Here is a 14,039-nt window from a genome sequence, read left to right on the forward strand (position 1 = left end):
AGGATGTGATAAACATTAAATATTTTTTTTGTACTCGAAATTCAGCGTTACTGACGAGAGCCAAAATTAAAAAATGTTACTCTGAGTCCAAAATCAAAATTGAGTATGAACCTGGTTTAACCCGGTTACGACAGCTCTAATGACCTTGCCAGAACTTAGGTTTTCTACTTCAATTTGTTGCCCTTTCGCACCATCTTCTAAGGCGACTCCTTTCGTGCTGGCGCTAAATCCATTTTTGCTCGCAATCACTATGACTTCATTGCCTTTTTCGATTAAAGGTGGAGCCGATAAATTGGATGGGTTGACCACTTGCCCTGCACGTAAACGGCGAGAGGTTTCTAAGCCTATTGCTTGTCCTGGGCGAGTATAAAAATCGTCTTGTCGCGAGATGGTGCGCGTTTCCAGTTTAACGTGCTTGGCAGTCACTACTTCATTTCGACCGACCGTGGTTGTGGCAACCAAGACAGGCAGTGTCAGAGAAGATTTTATCGTGACGTTAATTCGCCAGGGTGAAGCGATGTCATCGCAACTTACTGAGCGCTTAAGGTTTCCAACTGGCAATGCTTGATTGTCGCGACCAGTGATGACCAGAGGCGACTCACACTCAGGTAGGTGATTCGCTGAGCCTGGTACCCACATGTCGAAATCCAGTTGGTATTCTCCCCACTGGTTAGAGTGAGCATTTTGGGCCACTTCTTGTTTGAAATGCTCTGCTACAACAGATTTTATCTCCTCAACGCTTAGGGTTCTGCCAGAGGTGTTGGCGAAAGTTTGTCCTGGTACTAGAGCAAGCAGAGTTAGCATTAATGTTGAGGAAGTAAGCACTTTCCCCTTGCTTTTAATGCTTTCCGTGAGCCGGAAGTTTGGCTTCCATCCTTGTTTGTAAATCATTGATATATATAGCTATTTTTTATGGCATGCATCTTGTTTGTATGTTGGCGTATTCGAGCCAACTGTAAGGAAGATGCATGGCGATCACATTTGAAAATGCTTTAGGTGTACATCCAGAGGCACTTAATTTTCGCGTTCAGCGTACCAAAGTCCTTGCCAGTAACCTAGCAAATGTTGACACCCCTGGGTATTTGGCGAAAGACCTAAGTTTCACCACCGTAATGAACCAGGTGGCTGCAGGCGGTGTGAACAAACCAGTGCCTAAGTTTCAGGTTCAGGCCCAATACTCGGTGCCTTACCAGAACAGCAAAGATGGCAACACTGTAGAACTGGGTGTTGAACAAGCGAAATTCACGCAAAACAACATGGACTTTCAAACTAGCCTGACGTTTCTCAACATGAAATTTAATGGCTTAACGAAAGCGATTGAGGGACGTTAATTATGTCATTCACTGATATTTACTCGATCACTGGATCCGCGATGACGGCACAAACTGTGCGTCTTAACACGGTCGCCAGTAACTTAGCTAACGCGGACGCGGTGTCTGCAAATCCAGATGACGCTTATAAAGCGCTGAAGCCCGTATTCGCGACTGTGTACCAAAAAGCGCAGCTGACAACGGAAAACGGGGTTTATCCCAATGCTGAAGTTCGCATTGTTGACGTTGTGAAAAATGCGGGAGAAGCCGAGAAACGCTTTGAGCCAAACAACCCGTTGGCCAATGGTGAAGGTTATGTGTATTACCCAGATATCGATGTCGTGGCTGAAATGGCAGACATGATGTCAGCGACACGTAGCTTCGAAACCAATGTTGAAGTGTTATCAAATGTGAAAAGTATGCAGCAAGGTCTGCTTAGATTAGGGCAGGGCAGTTAATGAGTCTCGCACAATATACACCTTTATCGTCTGATGCTCCTGTGAGCACTAAAGCAAAAGAGAACAATGGCATTGCACCAAATCCTAAAGATATGAACAGTGCTTCTTCATTAGAGAACGAATTCATTTCTTTGATGGTGGCGCAGATCCAAAACCAAGATCCACTTAACCCACTTGATGGCACGGAATACGTTGGTCAGTTGGCTCAATTCTCTCAAGTTCAAAGTACCGAGAATATGTCCAAGACAATGCAACAGAGCATGATTCTCCTCGACAACATGCAAGTGCTATCGACAGCGGGGCTCGTCGGACAAACTGTTTACGTCAACTCCAAAGAATTTGAGCTTGGTGAAGGCGTACAGAACGGAAAAATCGAACTCGCTCATAGCTCAAACCAAGTGACGTTAGTTGTGAAAGATGAGTTTGGTCAATCCACTAAAGTGCCATTAGGTGCTCACGGCAAAGGTGACGTCGACTTTTCAATTAATCCTGAAGAACTTGGTCTTAAACCAGGCAAATACTCAGTGGCAGTAGAAGTGCAAGAAGGGCAAGCAAGTCCAAATGTGCTCATGGCTGGCACTGTTGAGCAAGTGCGTATTCCAAATACTGGCGGCGCAGCATTAGTCAATGTCCATGGCGTTGGCAACGTTCCTTTCTATCAAATCACTCAGTTTGGTGCTTAACCAAATAGGGAAATCAGAGGTCTTTTTATGAGTTTTAACATCGCACTAAGTGGTCTGGACGCGACCAACACAGAGCTAAACACAATCAGTCACAACATTGCCAACGCATCAACGTATGGTTTTAAAGGTGGCCGCACAGAATTCTCCGCAGTATACAACGGCATGCAACCTGGTGGTGTAGAAGTCGCGTCAATTTCACAGAACTTCGACAAAGACGGCAGTATCTCAGGAACTGGCCGTGCGATGGACTTGGCGATCAACGGTGGCGGATTCTTTGTCACTAAAGACAATATGGGTCAAACGCTATACACGCGTTCAGGTGTATTCGCGACAGATAAAGATAACTTTGTTACAGCTAACAGTGGCGCAAAACTGCAAGGTTACAGTGTGGATAGCAACAACAACCTGATGACAGGCTCTGTGGGCAATATCCAAGTATCTACGTCATCACTGAATGCAAAAGCGACAGACGGTCTTGATTTTGTTGCAAACTTTGATGCAAGTGCGTCTGCCATTGATAAAACGGTAACGCCGTTTAATCCGGACGATCCAAACTCATTCAATTCGTCTTACACCACAAAAGTCTATGACTCGCTGGGTAACTCGCACACGGTAACCCAGTACTTCACTAAGACCGCTTCTAACTCTTGGGAAGTGAATGTTCAAGTGGATGGTGGTGCAACACCAGTGACAACGGTACCAGTAACGTTTGACAAAGACGGTTCGCTTTCTTCACCGACGGCTCCGTTTAATGTTTCATTCCCTGCGGCAGGCGCAAACGCGATGAGTGTCGACATTAACTTGAAAGGCAGCACGCAGTTTGGTGCGAAATTCGGCGTAAGTACTAACAGCCCGAACGGTTACACATCCGGTGAGCTTGCAGGTGTACGCGTTGAAGGTAATGGCATGGTTTACGCGACCTACACTAACGGCCAATCACAGCTGCAAGGTCAAGTTGTACTTGCAGACTTCGCCAACACACAAGGTTTAGCAAAAGTGAGTGGTACGGCATGGACTCAAAGCTTTAGCTCTGGTGCGCCAATCATGGGGGTCCCTGGTTCAGGTACGTTGGGTGATTTAACCCCAGGTGCGCTAGAAGGTTCTAACGTTGACCTAACCAGTGAGCTTGTGGCGCTTATGACCGCACAGCGTAACTACCAAGCAAACGCGAAAACCATCTCTACCAGCGACAAGCTAACTCAAGCTTTGTTTAACGCGGTGTAATGGGAGTTTTGCATGGATAGCTTGTTATTTACTGCAACGTCAGGTGCGAGTCGAGTTCTTAAGGCTCAGCACGTGCGTTCAAACAACTTATCAAACGCTGATACTGCTGGCTTTCGAGCGGATATGGAGCGCGTGCGCAGTGTAGAAATGCAAGGCCCAGGTTTTGATGGTCGCACTATGGTTGTGACCAACTCTGCCTCAACGCGCTTTGATTCTGGCGACATTATGAAAACGGGACGCCCGTTGGATGTCGCCATCATGGGTGAGGGTTATCTTGCTGTTGAAACCCCTGCGGGTAACGAAGCGTACACGCGAGCGGGCAATATCCAAGTCGACACTTTTGGTGCCATGACTATCAACGGTTTCCCTGTTCTTGGTGAAAATGGGCCTTTGGTTGTGCCTGATTATCAAAAGATTGAAATCAGCGAGCGTGGTCAAGTATCCGTGATTCCGCCAGGTGGTGGCGCAGAAATCGTCGCGGGAACGTTGAAGTTGGTTAAACCAGAAATGAACCAACTTCAAAAAGAGAGTGACAGCCTACTGCACAGTGTAGATGGCGTGCCATTCGCTGCCGATGAAACCGTGCAACTTTCTCCTGAGCACATTGAGGGCAGTAACGTATCTGCCATTGATGAGTTGATTAGCGTGATGTCGTTAACGCGTAACTTCGAGATGCAAGTTCGCATGATGAAAACGGCCGAGACGTTGGCACAAGCTGGTAATAAATTAATGGCGGCGAGATAAGTCTCGCCCCGCAAGGAGTAATAAAAAATGCATTCAGCATTATGGGTAAGTAAAACAGGCATGGCAGCGCAGGACACGAAGATGACTGCCATTTCTAACAACCTAGCGAACGTAAATACAGTTGGCTTTAAGCGTGACCGAGTTGTATTCGAAGACCTTTTCTACAGCATTCAGCGTCAACCTGGTGCTCAAGTAGACCAAGTTAACGAGTTGCCAAGTGGTATTCAGCTAGGTAGCGGTGTTCGCGTAGTTGGCACGCAAAAAGTGTTTACGCAAGGTAACACTCAAAATACAACACAAGAGTTGGACCTTGCCGTTATGGGACAGGGTTTCTTTCAAATCGAAAACTCGGATGGACAGATCATGTACACACGTAATGGTCAGTTCCATGTCAACTCTGAAGGCTTGATGGTTAACAGCCAAGGCTTGCCGTTAGAGCCACAAATTCAGATCCCAGATAATGCCTCTTCATTCTCTGTTGGTGTTGATGGCACGGTAACAACAACGACGGCGGACGATCCAACGCCACAGCAGCTTGGTCAAATCACACTTGCAAAATTCATTAACCCAGCAGGCTTAGAGGCGGTGGGTGGTAACTTGTTCCGTGAAACGGAAGCCAGCGGCCCGGCAGATGAACTGATTGCTGGTGAAGATGGCGCAGGCCTCATCAAGCAAGGTGCATTGGAAGGTTCAAACGTACAAGTAGTGGAAGAGATGGTCGACATGATCACGACTCAACGTGCGTATGAGATGAATGCGAAAGTGGTCTCTGCTGCAGATGACATGCTGAAGTTTGTTTCGCAATCAATGTAAGTATGAAATTGGTGATGATGAAGGAAAAAGCAATGAAATGGCTTTCTAAGAGTTGGGCAGTAGCCGCCGTGTTGCTGGTGGGATGTGCCGGCCGTCAGGAATTTATTCCGCCTGAGCCAAATGCCGAGGAATACGCACCACCAACGCTCGATTACACGTTGCCGGAAACCCAGTCTGGTAGCCTTTATCGTCACCAATACACGATGACCCTGTTTCAGGATCGTCGTGCTTACCGAGTTGGCGATGTGTTAACGGTTCAACTATCAGAAGAAACCTCATCGAGCAAAAAAGCGGGTACTAAGTTTGGCAAAAGTTCAGCGGTTAATTTCGCGGCGCCGACCATTGGAACGAAAACGTTCGATGAGCTAGGGGTTAGTGTCGATGGCAGCCGCAACTTTGATGGCAGCGCTTCAAGCTCACAGGGTAACAAGCTACAAGGTGCTATCACCGTAACGGTACACGAGGTGTTACCTAATGGTGTATTGCGTATCAGTGGCGAAAAATGGCTGCGCCTTAACCAGGGAGATGAGTTTATTCGTCTCACTGGCATTGTTCGTGTGGATGATATTAATCGCAGCAACCAAGTTTCTTCTCAACGAATTGCTGATGCACGAATTACCTACGCAGGTCGCGGAGCTCTGGCTGACAGCAACGCAGCCGGATGGCTAACTCAATTCTTCAACAGCCCATGGGTACCTTTCTAATGAAGACAATGCAATCTTTCTTTACGTCTTTCCTATTGGTGTTGACCTTGGGATTACCAACCACTTCACATGCTGAAGTGGAAATTCCGATCATGGACTTGGTCGATGTACGCGGCATTCGAGAAAACCAATTGGTTGGTTATGGTTTGGTGGTTGGCTTAGCTGGCCAGGGTGACCGAAACCAAGTGAAATTTACTTCTCAATCTATCACCAACATGCTCCGTCAGTTTGGGGTTCAAATTGATGACAGTATGAACCCTAAGCTACGAAATGTGGCTTCTGTGAGCGTGACAGCAACCGTAGATCCAATGGCAGGTCCTGGACAAACTTTGGACGTGGTCGTGTCTTCTATTGGTGACGCGAAAAGCCTCCGTGGCGGTACGCTATTGTTGACGCCTTTACGCGGTATTGATGGTGAAGTGTATGCCATTGCACAAGGAAACGTCGTGGTGGGCGGTTTGTCTGCAGAAGGGCGAAGCGGCTCCAAAGTCGAAGTTAATACACCAACGGCAGGTCGCGTCCCGAATGGTGCGACGTTAGAGAGAGAAATCAAAACTGATTTCAACCAGCGTGATGAAGTCACCTTAAACCTGCGTAAACCAAGTTTCACAACGGCAAAAAATATCGCGCGTGAAATCAACAACACTTTTGGGCCTAACGTTGCTGTTGCGATCAATAAAGCGCGCATTGATATGCGTGCACCAAAAGATACCCAACAGCGCGTAGTGATGATGTCGATGCTTGAAGAAATGAGCGTCGTGGAAGGCCGCAAGCCGGCTCGAATTGTCTTTAACTCTCGTACGGGAACGGTCGTGATCGGTAAGAGTGTCAAAGTGAGTGAGGCAGCAGTGAGCCATGGCAACTTAACCGTGCGAATTTCTGAATCACAACAAGTCAGTCAGCCAAATGCGTTTGCAAATGGCGATACGAAAGTCGTTAACCAAACGGATCTTGATGTGAACGAAGATTTAGCTCAAATGGTGATTTGGCCTCCAGGCACGGAGCTCAACACTATTGTGACTGCGGTAAACAGCTTAGGTGCCACACCTACTGACTTAATGTCTATCCTGCAAGCACTGAGCGAAGCGGGTGCATTGAACGCTGAATTGGTCGTGATTTAAGGAGTTAAGGATGAAACTAGACAGTACCAATGAACAAACTCAACTGAATTCGATGCTGTATCACGACAACAGCGCACTTGCCAACATCAAGCAGAGTCGAGATCAGGAAGGCGCGCTTGAAGTAGTGGCGGGTCAATTTGAGGCGATGTTTTTACAAATGGTGCTGCGTCAAATGCGCAGCAGCAGCGATGTTCTAGCGGATAAAGACAGCCCGTTTGCAAGCCAGCAGCAAGGTGTTTTCCGCGATATGTACGATGGGCAACTGGCAATGGAACTGGCAAAAAAGCAGAGCTCCGGCATTGCCAATATGCTCATCCAGCAACTTAGCCCCTCTATGCGCGAAGTCGCCTTTGATGCTGCGCGTAACATCTCATCTGCAAACGATGGTAAAGGTGCGAATTCTGAATCTATCTCACAGCTTGATGCTAACGAGATTGAGGGGAACTCAAGCTTATTTAATACCGCCTCTCAAGCCGTCGCCTCTGTAAAACAGGTGCTCGGTGAGGCCGGTATGACTACCGCGTTTTCTCAGCCGTTGATCAGGAAAATGGAGCTGTAAATGAACCTAGTTAATATTGCCCTTTCAGGTTTAGGCGCGAACCGCGTGGCCTTAGACGTAACGGCACAAAACGTGGCGAACGTGAATACTGTGGGCTACAGCCGTCAACAAGCGTTGATGGCATCAGTTGATGACGGAAAAGCCAACCGCTTAAGCCCTGGTTTAGGGGTAGAGGTCACCAGCATTCGCCGCGTTACAGACCAATTTCTGATTAAGCAAACGTGGTCCACTAACAGTATGGCGGCGTACGCTTCTGGCTACACCAGCAACATGAGCCAATTGGAAAATACGCTAGGGGCCGATGGCTTCAGTATTTCTGCTGGTTTGGACTCTCTAAACGCTGCGCTTAACGATGCTACGGTTAAGCCTGAGTCGATCCCTTTCCGTCAACAAATCATCAACGAATCTGAAGCGTTGGCGCGCCGCTTTAATACGTTGACCGAGTCTTTGCACAACCAACATAAAGATATGAGCGACCAGCGTAATGCGGCACTCAACCACGCGAATAGCCTCATGGAAAACATCGCGAAGGTAAACAAGCAGCTGGTTGAAATGCAAGGAACAGGTGGCAACCCATCGCAACTTATGGATGAACGAGATAAATTGATCGGCGAGTTATCTCAAACCATCGAAATCAGAACAACAGAACAGCCTGACGGCAGTGTTCAGGTGACGTTGACCTCTGGTCAGCCACTTGTGATGGGCACGGACCATGGCAAACTCGCAGCCGTTCCAGACCCTAGTGACCCTTACGTAGCAGACTTACACGTAACATTCTCAAGCCAAAGTTTTGCGATTGGTGATTCTCTTGGTGGCAAATTAGGTGCGATTAACGATTATCAAACCGATGTATTAAAACCAAACCAATTGGCTTTGAATGACATGGCGAAAGCATTAGCGGATGAATACAACGCTGTGCTCGCTACTGGACAAGATTTAAATGGTAACCCAGGTAAACCATTGTTCAGTTACGACCCTGCCAACCCAGCGGCAAGTTTGGATATCACTGAGTTGACTCCAGGTGAGCTTGCGTTTTCAAGTGATGGTACGCCAGGTAATGCGGATGTATTGCAGTCGTTGATTAATTTAAGCAACAAGCCTGTTTCTGTGACTGGCTATGGCTCTGTGAGCTTGAATGACGCATTCAGTTCTATGGTGGGTCAAACCGCGATTAAAGCACGCCAAGCAGACGCCGATTACCAAGCTAAGTTAGCCATGAACAAGCAAGCACATGCGGCTCGTGACAATGTAAGTGCCGTTAACAGTGATGAAGAAGCGGCTAACTTAATGACGTTTGCTAATGCACACAATGCCAACATGAAAGTGATCAGCACAGCGAATCAGCTGTTCGATTCTGTATTGCAGTTATTCTAAAGGAAACCCAGATGCGAATCAGTGACAATCAATTTAGCCAAATGATGCTGCAAAGCCTGCAAGGTAACAATGCAGGTCTGGGGCACGTGCTACAACAAATGACGACAGGTGAGCGTCTAACTAAGCTATCTGACGATCCAATGGCATCGATTAAGCTGCTTAATTTGGATCGTGAAAACAGCGCCATCGCCCAATATCAAAACAATATCGCAAACGTCAAAACCACGCTTTCGAGTCAAGAAACACATTTAGACTCAGTGAAAAAGAGCCTGATGAGCATGCGTGATATTGCGTTGTGGGGCGCGAATGGCTCACTGACTGATCAAGACCGTACCGGTATGATCACGGAGCTAAAGAGCTATCGTGATTCAATTGAATCGTCTTTCAATGCTCAGGATGAAGAAGGGCACTACCTATTTTCAGGCACCAAAACTGACACCCCTGCTATAAACAATGCAAGCGGTAGTTATGTCATCGAGGGCAACAGCGATAAACGTGTCGTGACGATTGCGAAAGGCGTAACGATGGATTCCAACATGACGGCAAAGGACATTTTGGACCTTGGTGGCGGCAAAAACGTACTGGATCAAATTAATAATCTAATTACAGAATTTGAGAACCCGAGTCCGAATTTCCAAGCTGAAGTGGACGCAAGCCTGAGTGCCATTGATGATACGTTGGCAAGCGTACTTGGCACGATGACGGAGATTGGTGGCCGACACAATAACCTAGATTTGGTTGGCGGTGCTCATGGTGAGAATAAACTGTTCGTCGATAAAGTATCAGGTGACCTCTCAGCTCTGGATTACGGTGAAGCATCGGTACGCTTGAGCAATTACATGGCGGCTTTGCAAGCAACGCAAGCGAGCTATGTAAAGATCAATGATCTATCGTTGTTTGACCGTCTATAAGGTTAGGAAGTTCTTTTATGGTAATGAGTACAGTAGAGGTTAGACCCCATAGCATACGCTTGGGTGGGCAAGAACAAGCCTCTATCATGCCGACCCGTTCTGCAGACTCAAGTACTGCAATTAAACCGCGCCCGGTGCAAGTTCAGGCTGACACTGCGTCAGCCTACTCTGTCTCTGGGATTCAACTGACCCAGGGTCAGCAGCAAGCGACGGCAGTGCAGATCGCATCGAAATCGTTGCAGGTGATTGGCAAAGAGCTGACTCAAATTAAACGTGGTTTGACGCAAGCGGTGAATCAAGGCGTGCAAAATGTGCCTGGCTTGCAAGATACATTGGTTCGTTCTAAAGCCACCATTCAGAACGTTGTGGAGCATGCTCGTTTCGACGGCCAGAAAGTGCTCGACAACGAACTGCATTTAAAGCTAGATAAAGCAGACATTCGTCGCTTTTCTATTCCTGGCTTGAACGTACATCGCTTAAGTGACAAGGCTGAGCAAATTCGTTTGGATTTCCCTCAGGGTCAAGCGGTAATGATTCAGTTCGATGGACAAGCCGATGGTGCTCGAACTGTCAAAATGCTTGACCGAAGCTTGATTGCTTTAGGGATGCGTGCCTCATTAGCTGACGATGGCAGTATTTTATTTGAAGCCAGAGACAACGCTTATCAGCAAATGCAGCAGAAAGTGATGGTCACGGGCGAAGGGCACCGTTTTCCTGCGGGCCAGCCGAACGTTCTAAATCTAAAGTCAGAGCCAGATGGTATTGCAGAACTTGGGTTTGATTTGGCATCACGCGATGGCATGAAACAGACGATTGCCAAAGTGAACCAGCATCTAAGACAAGTGCAAACGAGCTTGCAGGAAGCGAAAGCATTTCATGGTGAATTGAATACTCAAATGCGCTCAATTCAAAATAAAACCGCGCAGCTTTCTGTGGATGATGTGAATGCAAAACTGGATGGTTTTGTGCAGAAGTCCGGTGAGTTCACCTCGACTTTTCAAGCGTTGAATGCACAAGCAAACGTGCGTCGTCATACGGTTGTTGCGTTGCTAAAATAACGAACACTCCAATGATTCCCGGCTTTGCATCGCTATCGCCCCCCAATAACGAGAACGGTGCATTGTCGGGAATCTCTCTTTAATTCATTTATGGTTCGAGTGCTTTTGCCACCGAGCGATTCAATTTCTGGAATAACCACCCAAGCGCGATTAAAGATGCTCCTAAACCTAAGAAGCTGATTGCTCTCCAGAACCCATCCAGAGAACTAACATCCCATAAGAATACTTTTAGTGCGACAAAAGCTAAAACCACTAGACCCACGCGCTGCATCATCAACCCTCTGTGTATCACACCGCGCCAAGTAAGCAATCCACCCACGAGCAAACCTGCTACTGAATAACTGAACAGTTCTGCCATGCTGGTCGGTTGGTACAGCATCATAGATGTGGTTTGCCAGAATTGACGGATAGACATACCTAACCAAATAGCAGCAAGTGCAAAGCCTAGGCTAGCAACCGCAAATCGATGAACCTGTAACGTATTCCAGCCTCTAAAGGTTGCGATAAGTAGGATGCAAGCTGGCAGCAACCAGCCGACGCTTAGCATATTAATGACGGGAAGTGCTTGTGCTGAGACGTTGTCAGTCACCAATGGCGACTCTGCCGTATTAAGCAAAATTATCAGCAATGCGAAGGCACACCAAAGCAGGTAGCTGTAGGCTTCATAGATGCGGCTTAAGCGTTGTGCAAATTGGCTACGGTAGCTGTACACCATACCCATAACCAACGCTTGGTTAGCAAAAACGATGGCGCTGGTGAAATCAAGGTGTCCTAAATAGCCGTACTGCCCAGTTAACCAGTAGTTGGTTTGGGTGAATAGCGCCATTAAGAATACATGCAAAAATGCGCTTTCAAACCAGTTGGTCAGTTCGAGGTCCACTTGCTTTAGCGTTGCTCGAGCATAGAGCAGGATGATGAGAGGCGGTAGGTAACTCACAATAACCCAAGCCCAATGTCCTGCTTCTATGGGTTGCCATTCAGGGATGAAGGGTAAAAGTGTGAGGCGGATGACCAGTATCCCCATCGCCACTTTGATCGCCCAACTTGCGGGGCGAAATAACCCTGATTGCGTCTGTAGCGCCATTACCGCAACTTGTATCGAGATTGTTGTCGTCAACCAGGTATCGCTTAACCAAACAAAGGCGACGCCTACGATTAAAGCGTGCATGACGGCTGAACATTCCAATGCTAGCGAATGCAAGCGTTGACCAAGTACAACGTAATAAACGGTCACCAATGCGCAGAATGCAGTCCAGTGCCACAGGTAGCCTTGCATAAATTCGTCGATATAAAACAACGTAATCAAACTTATTGCTGGAGCCAGTACCAACAGAAGTACGCCGCTGAGTTGCGATCGGTCACTGAGTGACTGGCAATAAGTTCGACAGCAGATCAGTGCAATACTGGTGGCCAATGCGAGTAAGATACTGGCACCATGTTCTGGCATATACAAAGCGTCAAACGCGACAGTGAGGACAACAAGTGCGGTCGCAGAGACCAATATGGAAGGCAAAAATACGCGCAATGACCAACCTGTGCGAACCGCTGGGAGCCATACTGTCGCAACGAGCAGCGCATAACAGTACACCATTTGCAGTGTGTCCAATTCTGGCATTCTGGTGACAGCCGAAAAGGTCAATAACGCAATCGCGATAGAGGTAGCGGTCGGCGGATTTGTCCACTTATTCTGGCAGTGATGATAACGAGGATTGAGTGTCCAACCCAGTCTTGGAACGGCGAAAATAAGATAAAGCGTAATTGAGAGATAAATAGCCAGCCAAGAAAAAAGTGTCTCAAGCGTCATGCTTTCAATGAGCAACAGCATCCAAACAACATGTGGAAGCGCGATGCTTGGAGAAATCCATGCACTATGCACTTTTTGCATTAGCAATGTTGCCGCGACCGAGATCGCGCTGATATACCCAGCTAATAAGAAGTAATTAGGCTCGCTTCCACCAATCCATAACGGTGCGGTATATCCACCAATCAGACCAAGCACCGCCATCAACGGCCCTTGCTGTAAAGATAGAGCCAAGCTGCAAAATGCGGCAGCGGCTAAGATGATCAGCGAGACACTAGGCGTCAGCATTTGATAAACAACAAACGCAAAGATAACCGTGCAGTAAATACCAGTTAGCCCGGTTCCGGTAACGGCGGCAGGCACATAAGTAAAGCCTTGGGCTCGTGTTGCTCGTTGAGGATTTTGTTGTTCTTTGCGGTGGAACCATTCGCCAACAAGCACCATAAGTAACGAGAGTACAAACGCAAAGGACACACGCATAAGTGGCGAAAACTCAATGTGACTACCAATAACCTGTACGAGATACCCCCCACCAATTAGCATTGCCAGCGCGCCCACCCAAACCAACCAGTTTTCTTGAATGTTGCTAAACAGACTCTGCACTCTACTTGGCAATATAGACTCTTGTTCTTGACTAAAAACGTCCAGTTGAACTTCGCTTGTCTGGTATTGAGCTTGATGTGTTGCGTTTGGATAAGATGCTCGGTCGGTAATCGGGTCATGCTCCTTAGAGGATGAGGAGTTTGCCTCTTTTGTTACCTCTTCAACACTGGATTGTTGGCGCGTTGGTTGGTTCGAGTCCTTATTTAGACTGACTCGCAGTGATGTTACCTCTTCACGAAGTTTGGTTAGCTCTTTTTCTAAAAGTGCAGCTCGGTTGGCGGCTTTCACTCCGATGAGGATGGCGAGCAACGCCATGAACAGTGCTAGTATTACGTACAATCCATTTCTCCTTGCGTACGTCGCGTGACACACGATTCTTAACTTTGAGCACGTACGCTAAAGCTTAGTCCAAGCGCTTTGCCTTAGCTTCATATAGTGCTAGGTTCCGCGCTTTATTTAAGAATCATTCTACATAATGAAACTCAATGCGTAATGATGAATTCGACGAAGCGACATACTTGTGTGTCACTTTAAGACCTGATGAACAGAAATGAGTCGTTAAGTCATTGGGGTTCAACTATATTCATAATTCTGGTGCGATACCCAAGTGACCTCAAAAATGTGCATTTCAGAGGCATGCTGTCGAAGGTAAGCCGTTTAGTCTGCATGCCAAGTC

The 14,039-nt window shown here is 47.3% G+C and carries 14 protein-coding genes; 12 read left to right on the forward strand and 2 right to left on the reverse strand.

The features are described from left to right. Positions 1-93: 93 nt before the first annotated feature. The gene (gene flgA / locus LIX84_RS00590) at positions 94-891 is read right to left on the reverse strand and encodes a flagellar basal body P-ring formation chaperone FlgA (RefSeq protein ID WP_047008010.1); all 798 of its coding nucleotides are present in this window, start codon (positions 889-891) and stop codon (positions 94-96) included. Between the two features lie 77 nt (positions 892-968). Between flgA and flgB the strand changes: the two genes are divergently transcribed. The 12 genes from flgB to LIX84_RS00650 are packed head-to-tail and all read left to right on the forward strand — an operon-like array spanning position 969 to position 10,959. Further along, positions 969-1,331 carry a flagellar basal body rod protein FlgB gene (flgB, locus tag LIX84_RS00595; RefSeq protein WP_005395306.1) on the forward strand — a complete coding sequence of 121 codons (363 nt, stop codon included), beginning with the start codon at positions 969-971 and terminating at the stop codon, positions 1,329-1,331. Between the two features lie 2 nt (positions 1,332-1,333). Next, entirely contained in the window at positions 1,334-1,768 is a 435-nt protein-coding gene (gene flgC / locus LIX84_RS00600; protein ID WP_005395305.1) for a flagellar basal body rod protein FlgC, read from the forward strand. Continuing rightward, positions 1,768-2,451, forward strand: a complete 684-nt coding sequence (gene flgD / locus LIX84_RS00605) for a flagellar hook assembly protein FlgD (RefSeq protein ID WP_005395303.1) — start codon at positions 1,768-1,770, stop codon at positions 2,449-2,451. The genes flgC and flgD overlap by 1 nt, the downstream gene beginning before the upstream one ends. Positions 2,452-2,478: 27 nt before the next feature. Continuing rightward, positions 2,479-3,675, forward strand: coding sequence for a flagellar hook protein FlgE (gene flgE / locus LIX84_RS00610; RefSeq protein WP_046873843.1), 1,197 nt, complete (start codon positions 2,479-2,481; stop codon positions 3,673-3,675). A gap of 12 nt (positions 3,676-3,687) precedes the next feature. After that, on the forward strand, positions 3,688-4,419 hold the full coding sequence (gene flgF / locus LIX84_RS00615; RefSeq protein WP_006741308.1) for a flagellar basal-body rod protein FlgF: 732 nt from the start codon (positions 3,688-3,690) through the stop codon (positions 4,417-4,419). A 27-nt stretch (positions 4,420-4,446) separates the two neighbouring features. Then, the gene (flgG, locus tag LIX84_RS00620; RefSeq protein ID WP_005395297.1) at positions 4,447-5,232 is read left to right on the forward strand and encodes a flagellar basal-body rod protein FlgG; all 786 of its coding nucleotides are present in this window, start codon (positions 4,447-4,449) and stop codon (positions 5,230-5,232) included. 32 nt (positions 5,233-5,264) lie between these two features. Next, positions 5,265-5,936 carry a flagellar basal body L-ring protein FlgH gene (gene flgH / locus LIX84_RS00625; protein ID WP_005395295.1) on the forward strand — a complete coding sequence of 224 codons (672 nt, stop codon included), beginning with the start codon at positions 5,265-5,267 and terminating at the stop codon, positions 5,934-5,936. Beyond that, on the forward strand, positions 5,936-7,057 hold the full coding sequence (locus LIX84_RS00630; RefSeq protein WP_031780462.1) for a flagellar basal body P-ring protein FlgI: 1,122 nt from the start codon (positions 5,936-5,938) through the stop codon (positions 7,055-7,057). Before flgH ends, LIX84_RS00630 begins: the two co-directional genes overlap by 1 nt. Positions 7,058-7,067: 10 nt before the next feature. After that, a complete protein-coding gene (locus LIX84_RS00635) occupies positions 7,068-7,616 on the forward strand; it encodes a rod-binding protein (RefSeq protein WP_005395292.1) in 549 nt (182 codons plus the stop codon). After that, positions 7,617-8,990, forward strand: coding sequence for a flagellar hook-associated protein FlgK (gene flgK / locus LIX84_RS00640; RefSeq protein ID WP_226420350.1), 1,374 nt, complete (start codon positions 7,617-7,619; stop codon positions 8,988-8,990). It begins immediately after the preceding gene. A gap of 11 nt (positions 8,991-9,001) precedes the next feature. Continuing rightward, on the forward strand, positions 9,002-9,901 hold the full coding sequence (gene flgL / locus LIX84_RS00645; RefSeq protein ID WP_226420351.1) for a flagellar hook-associated protein FlgL: 900 nt from the start codon (positions 9,002-9,004) through the stop codon (positions 9,899-9,901). Between the two features lie 17 nt (positions 9,902-9,918). Continuing rightward, on the forward strand, positions 9,919-10,959 hold the full coding sequence (locus LIX84_RS00650; RefSeq protein WP_226420352.1) for a flagellin: 1,041 nt from the start codon (positions 9,919-9,921) through the stop codon (positions 10,957-10,959). A gap of 88 nt (positions 10,960-11,047) precedes the next feature. Here the strand turns inward: LIX84_RS00650 and LIX84_RS00655 are convergent, their stop codons facing one another. Continuing rightward, complete coding sequence (locus LIX84_RS00655; RefSeq protein ID WP_443083695.1) at positions 11,048-13,678, reverse strand: DUF2339 domain-containing protein; 2,631 nt, start codon at positions 13,676-13,678, stop codon at positions 11,048-11,050. Positions 13,679-14,039 lie beyond the last annotated feature (361 nt).

This window comes from Vibrio sp. E14, assembly GCF_020515785.1.
Classification (GTDB): Bacteria; Pseudomonadota; Gammaproteobacteria; order Enterobacterales; family Vibrionaceae; genus Vibrio; species Vibrio diabolicus.

Excerpts from the sequence above, each read along its gene's own strand:
- flgA (WP_047008010.1), bottom strand. The coding sequence starts at position 891 with ATGATTTACAAACAAGGATGGAAGCCAAACTTCCGGCTCACGGAAAGC.
- flgB (WP_005395306.1), top strand. The coding sequence starts at position 969 with ATGGCGATCACATTTGAAAATGCTTTAGGTGTACATCCAGAGGCACTT.
- flgC (WP_005395305.1), top strand. The coding sequence starts at position 1,334 with ATGTCATTCACTGATATTTACTCGATCACTGGATCCGCGATGACGGCA.
- flgD (WP_005395303.1), top strand. The coding sequence starts at position 1,768 with ATGAGTCTCGCACAATATACACCTTTATCGTCTGATGCTCCTGTGAGC.
- flgE (WP_046873843.1), top strand. The coding sequence starts at position 2,479 with ATGAGTTTTAACATCGCACTAAGTGGTCTGGACGCGACCAACACAGAG.
- flgF (WP_006741308.1), top strand. The coding sequence starts at position 3,688 with ATGGATAGCTTGTTATTTACTGCAACGTCAGGTGCGAGTCGAGTTCTT.
- flgG (WP_005395297.1), top strand. The coding sequence starts at position 4,447 with ATGCATTCAGCATTATGGGTAAGTAAAACAGGCATGGCAGCGCAGGAC.
- flgH (WP_005395295.1), top strand. The coding sequence starts at position 5,265 with ATGAAATGGCTTTCTAAGAGTTGGGCAGTAGCCGCCGTGTTGCTGGTG.
- LIX84_RS00630 (WP_031780462.1), top strand. The coding sequence starts at position 5,936 with ATGAAGACAATGCAATCTTTCTTTACGTCTTTCCTATTGGTGTTGACC.
- LIX84_RS00635 (WP_005395292.1), top strand. The coding sequence starts at position 7,068 with ATGAAACTAGACAGTACCAATGAACAAACTCAACTGAATTCGATGCTG.
- flgK (WP_226420350.1), top strand. The coding sequence starts at position 7,617 with ATGAACCTAGTTAATATTGCCCTTTCAGGTTTAGGCGCGAACCGCGTG.
- flgL (WP_226420351.1), top strand. The coding sequence starts at position 9,002 with ATGCGAATCAGTGACAATCAATTTAGCCAAATGATGCTGCAAAGCCTG.
- LIX84_RS00650 (WP_226420352.1), top strand. The coding sequence starts at position 9,919 with ATGGTAATGAGTACAGTAGAGGTTAGACCCCATAGCATACGCTTGGGT.
- LIX84_RS00655 (WP_443083695.1), bottom strand. The coding sequence starts at position 13,678 with ATGGCGTTGCTCGCCATCCTCATCGGAGTGAAAGCCGCCAACCGAGCT.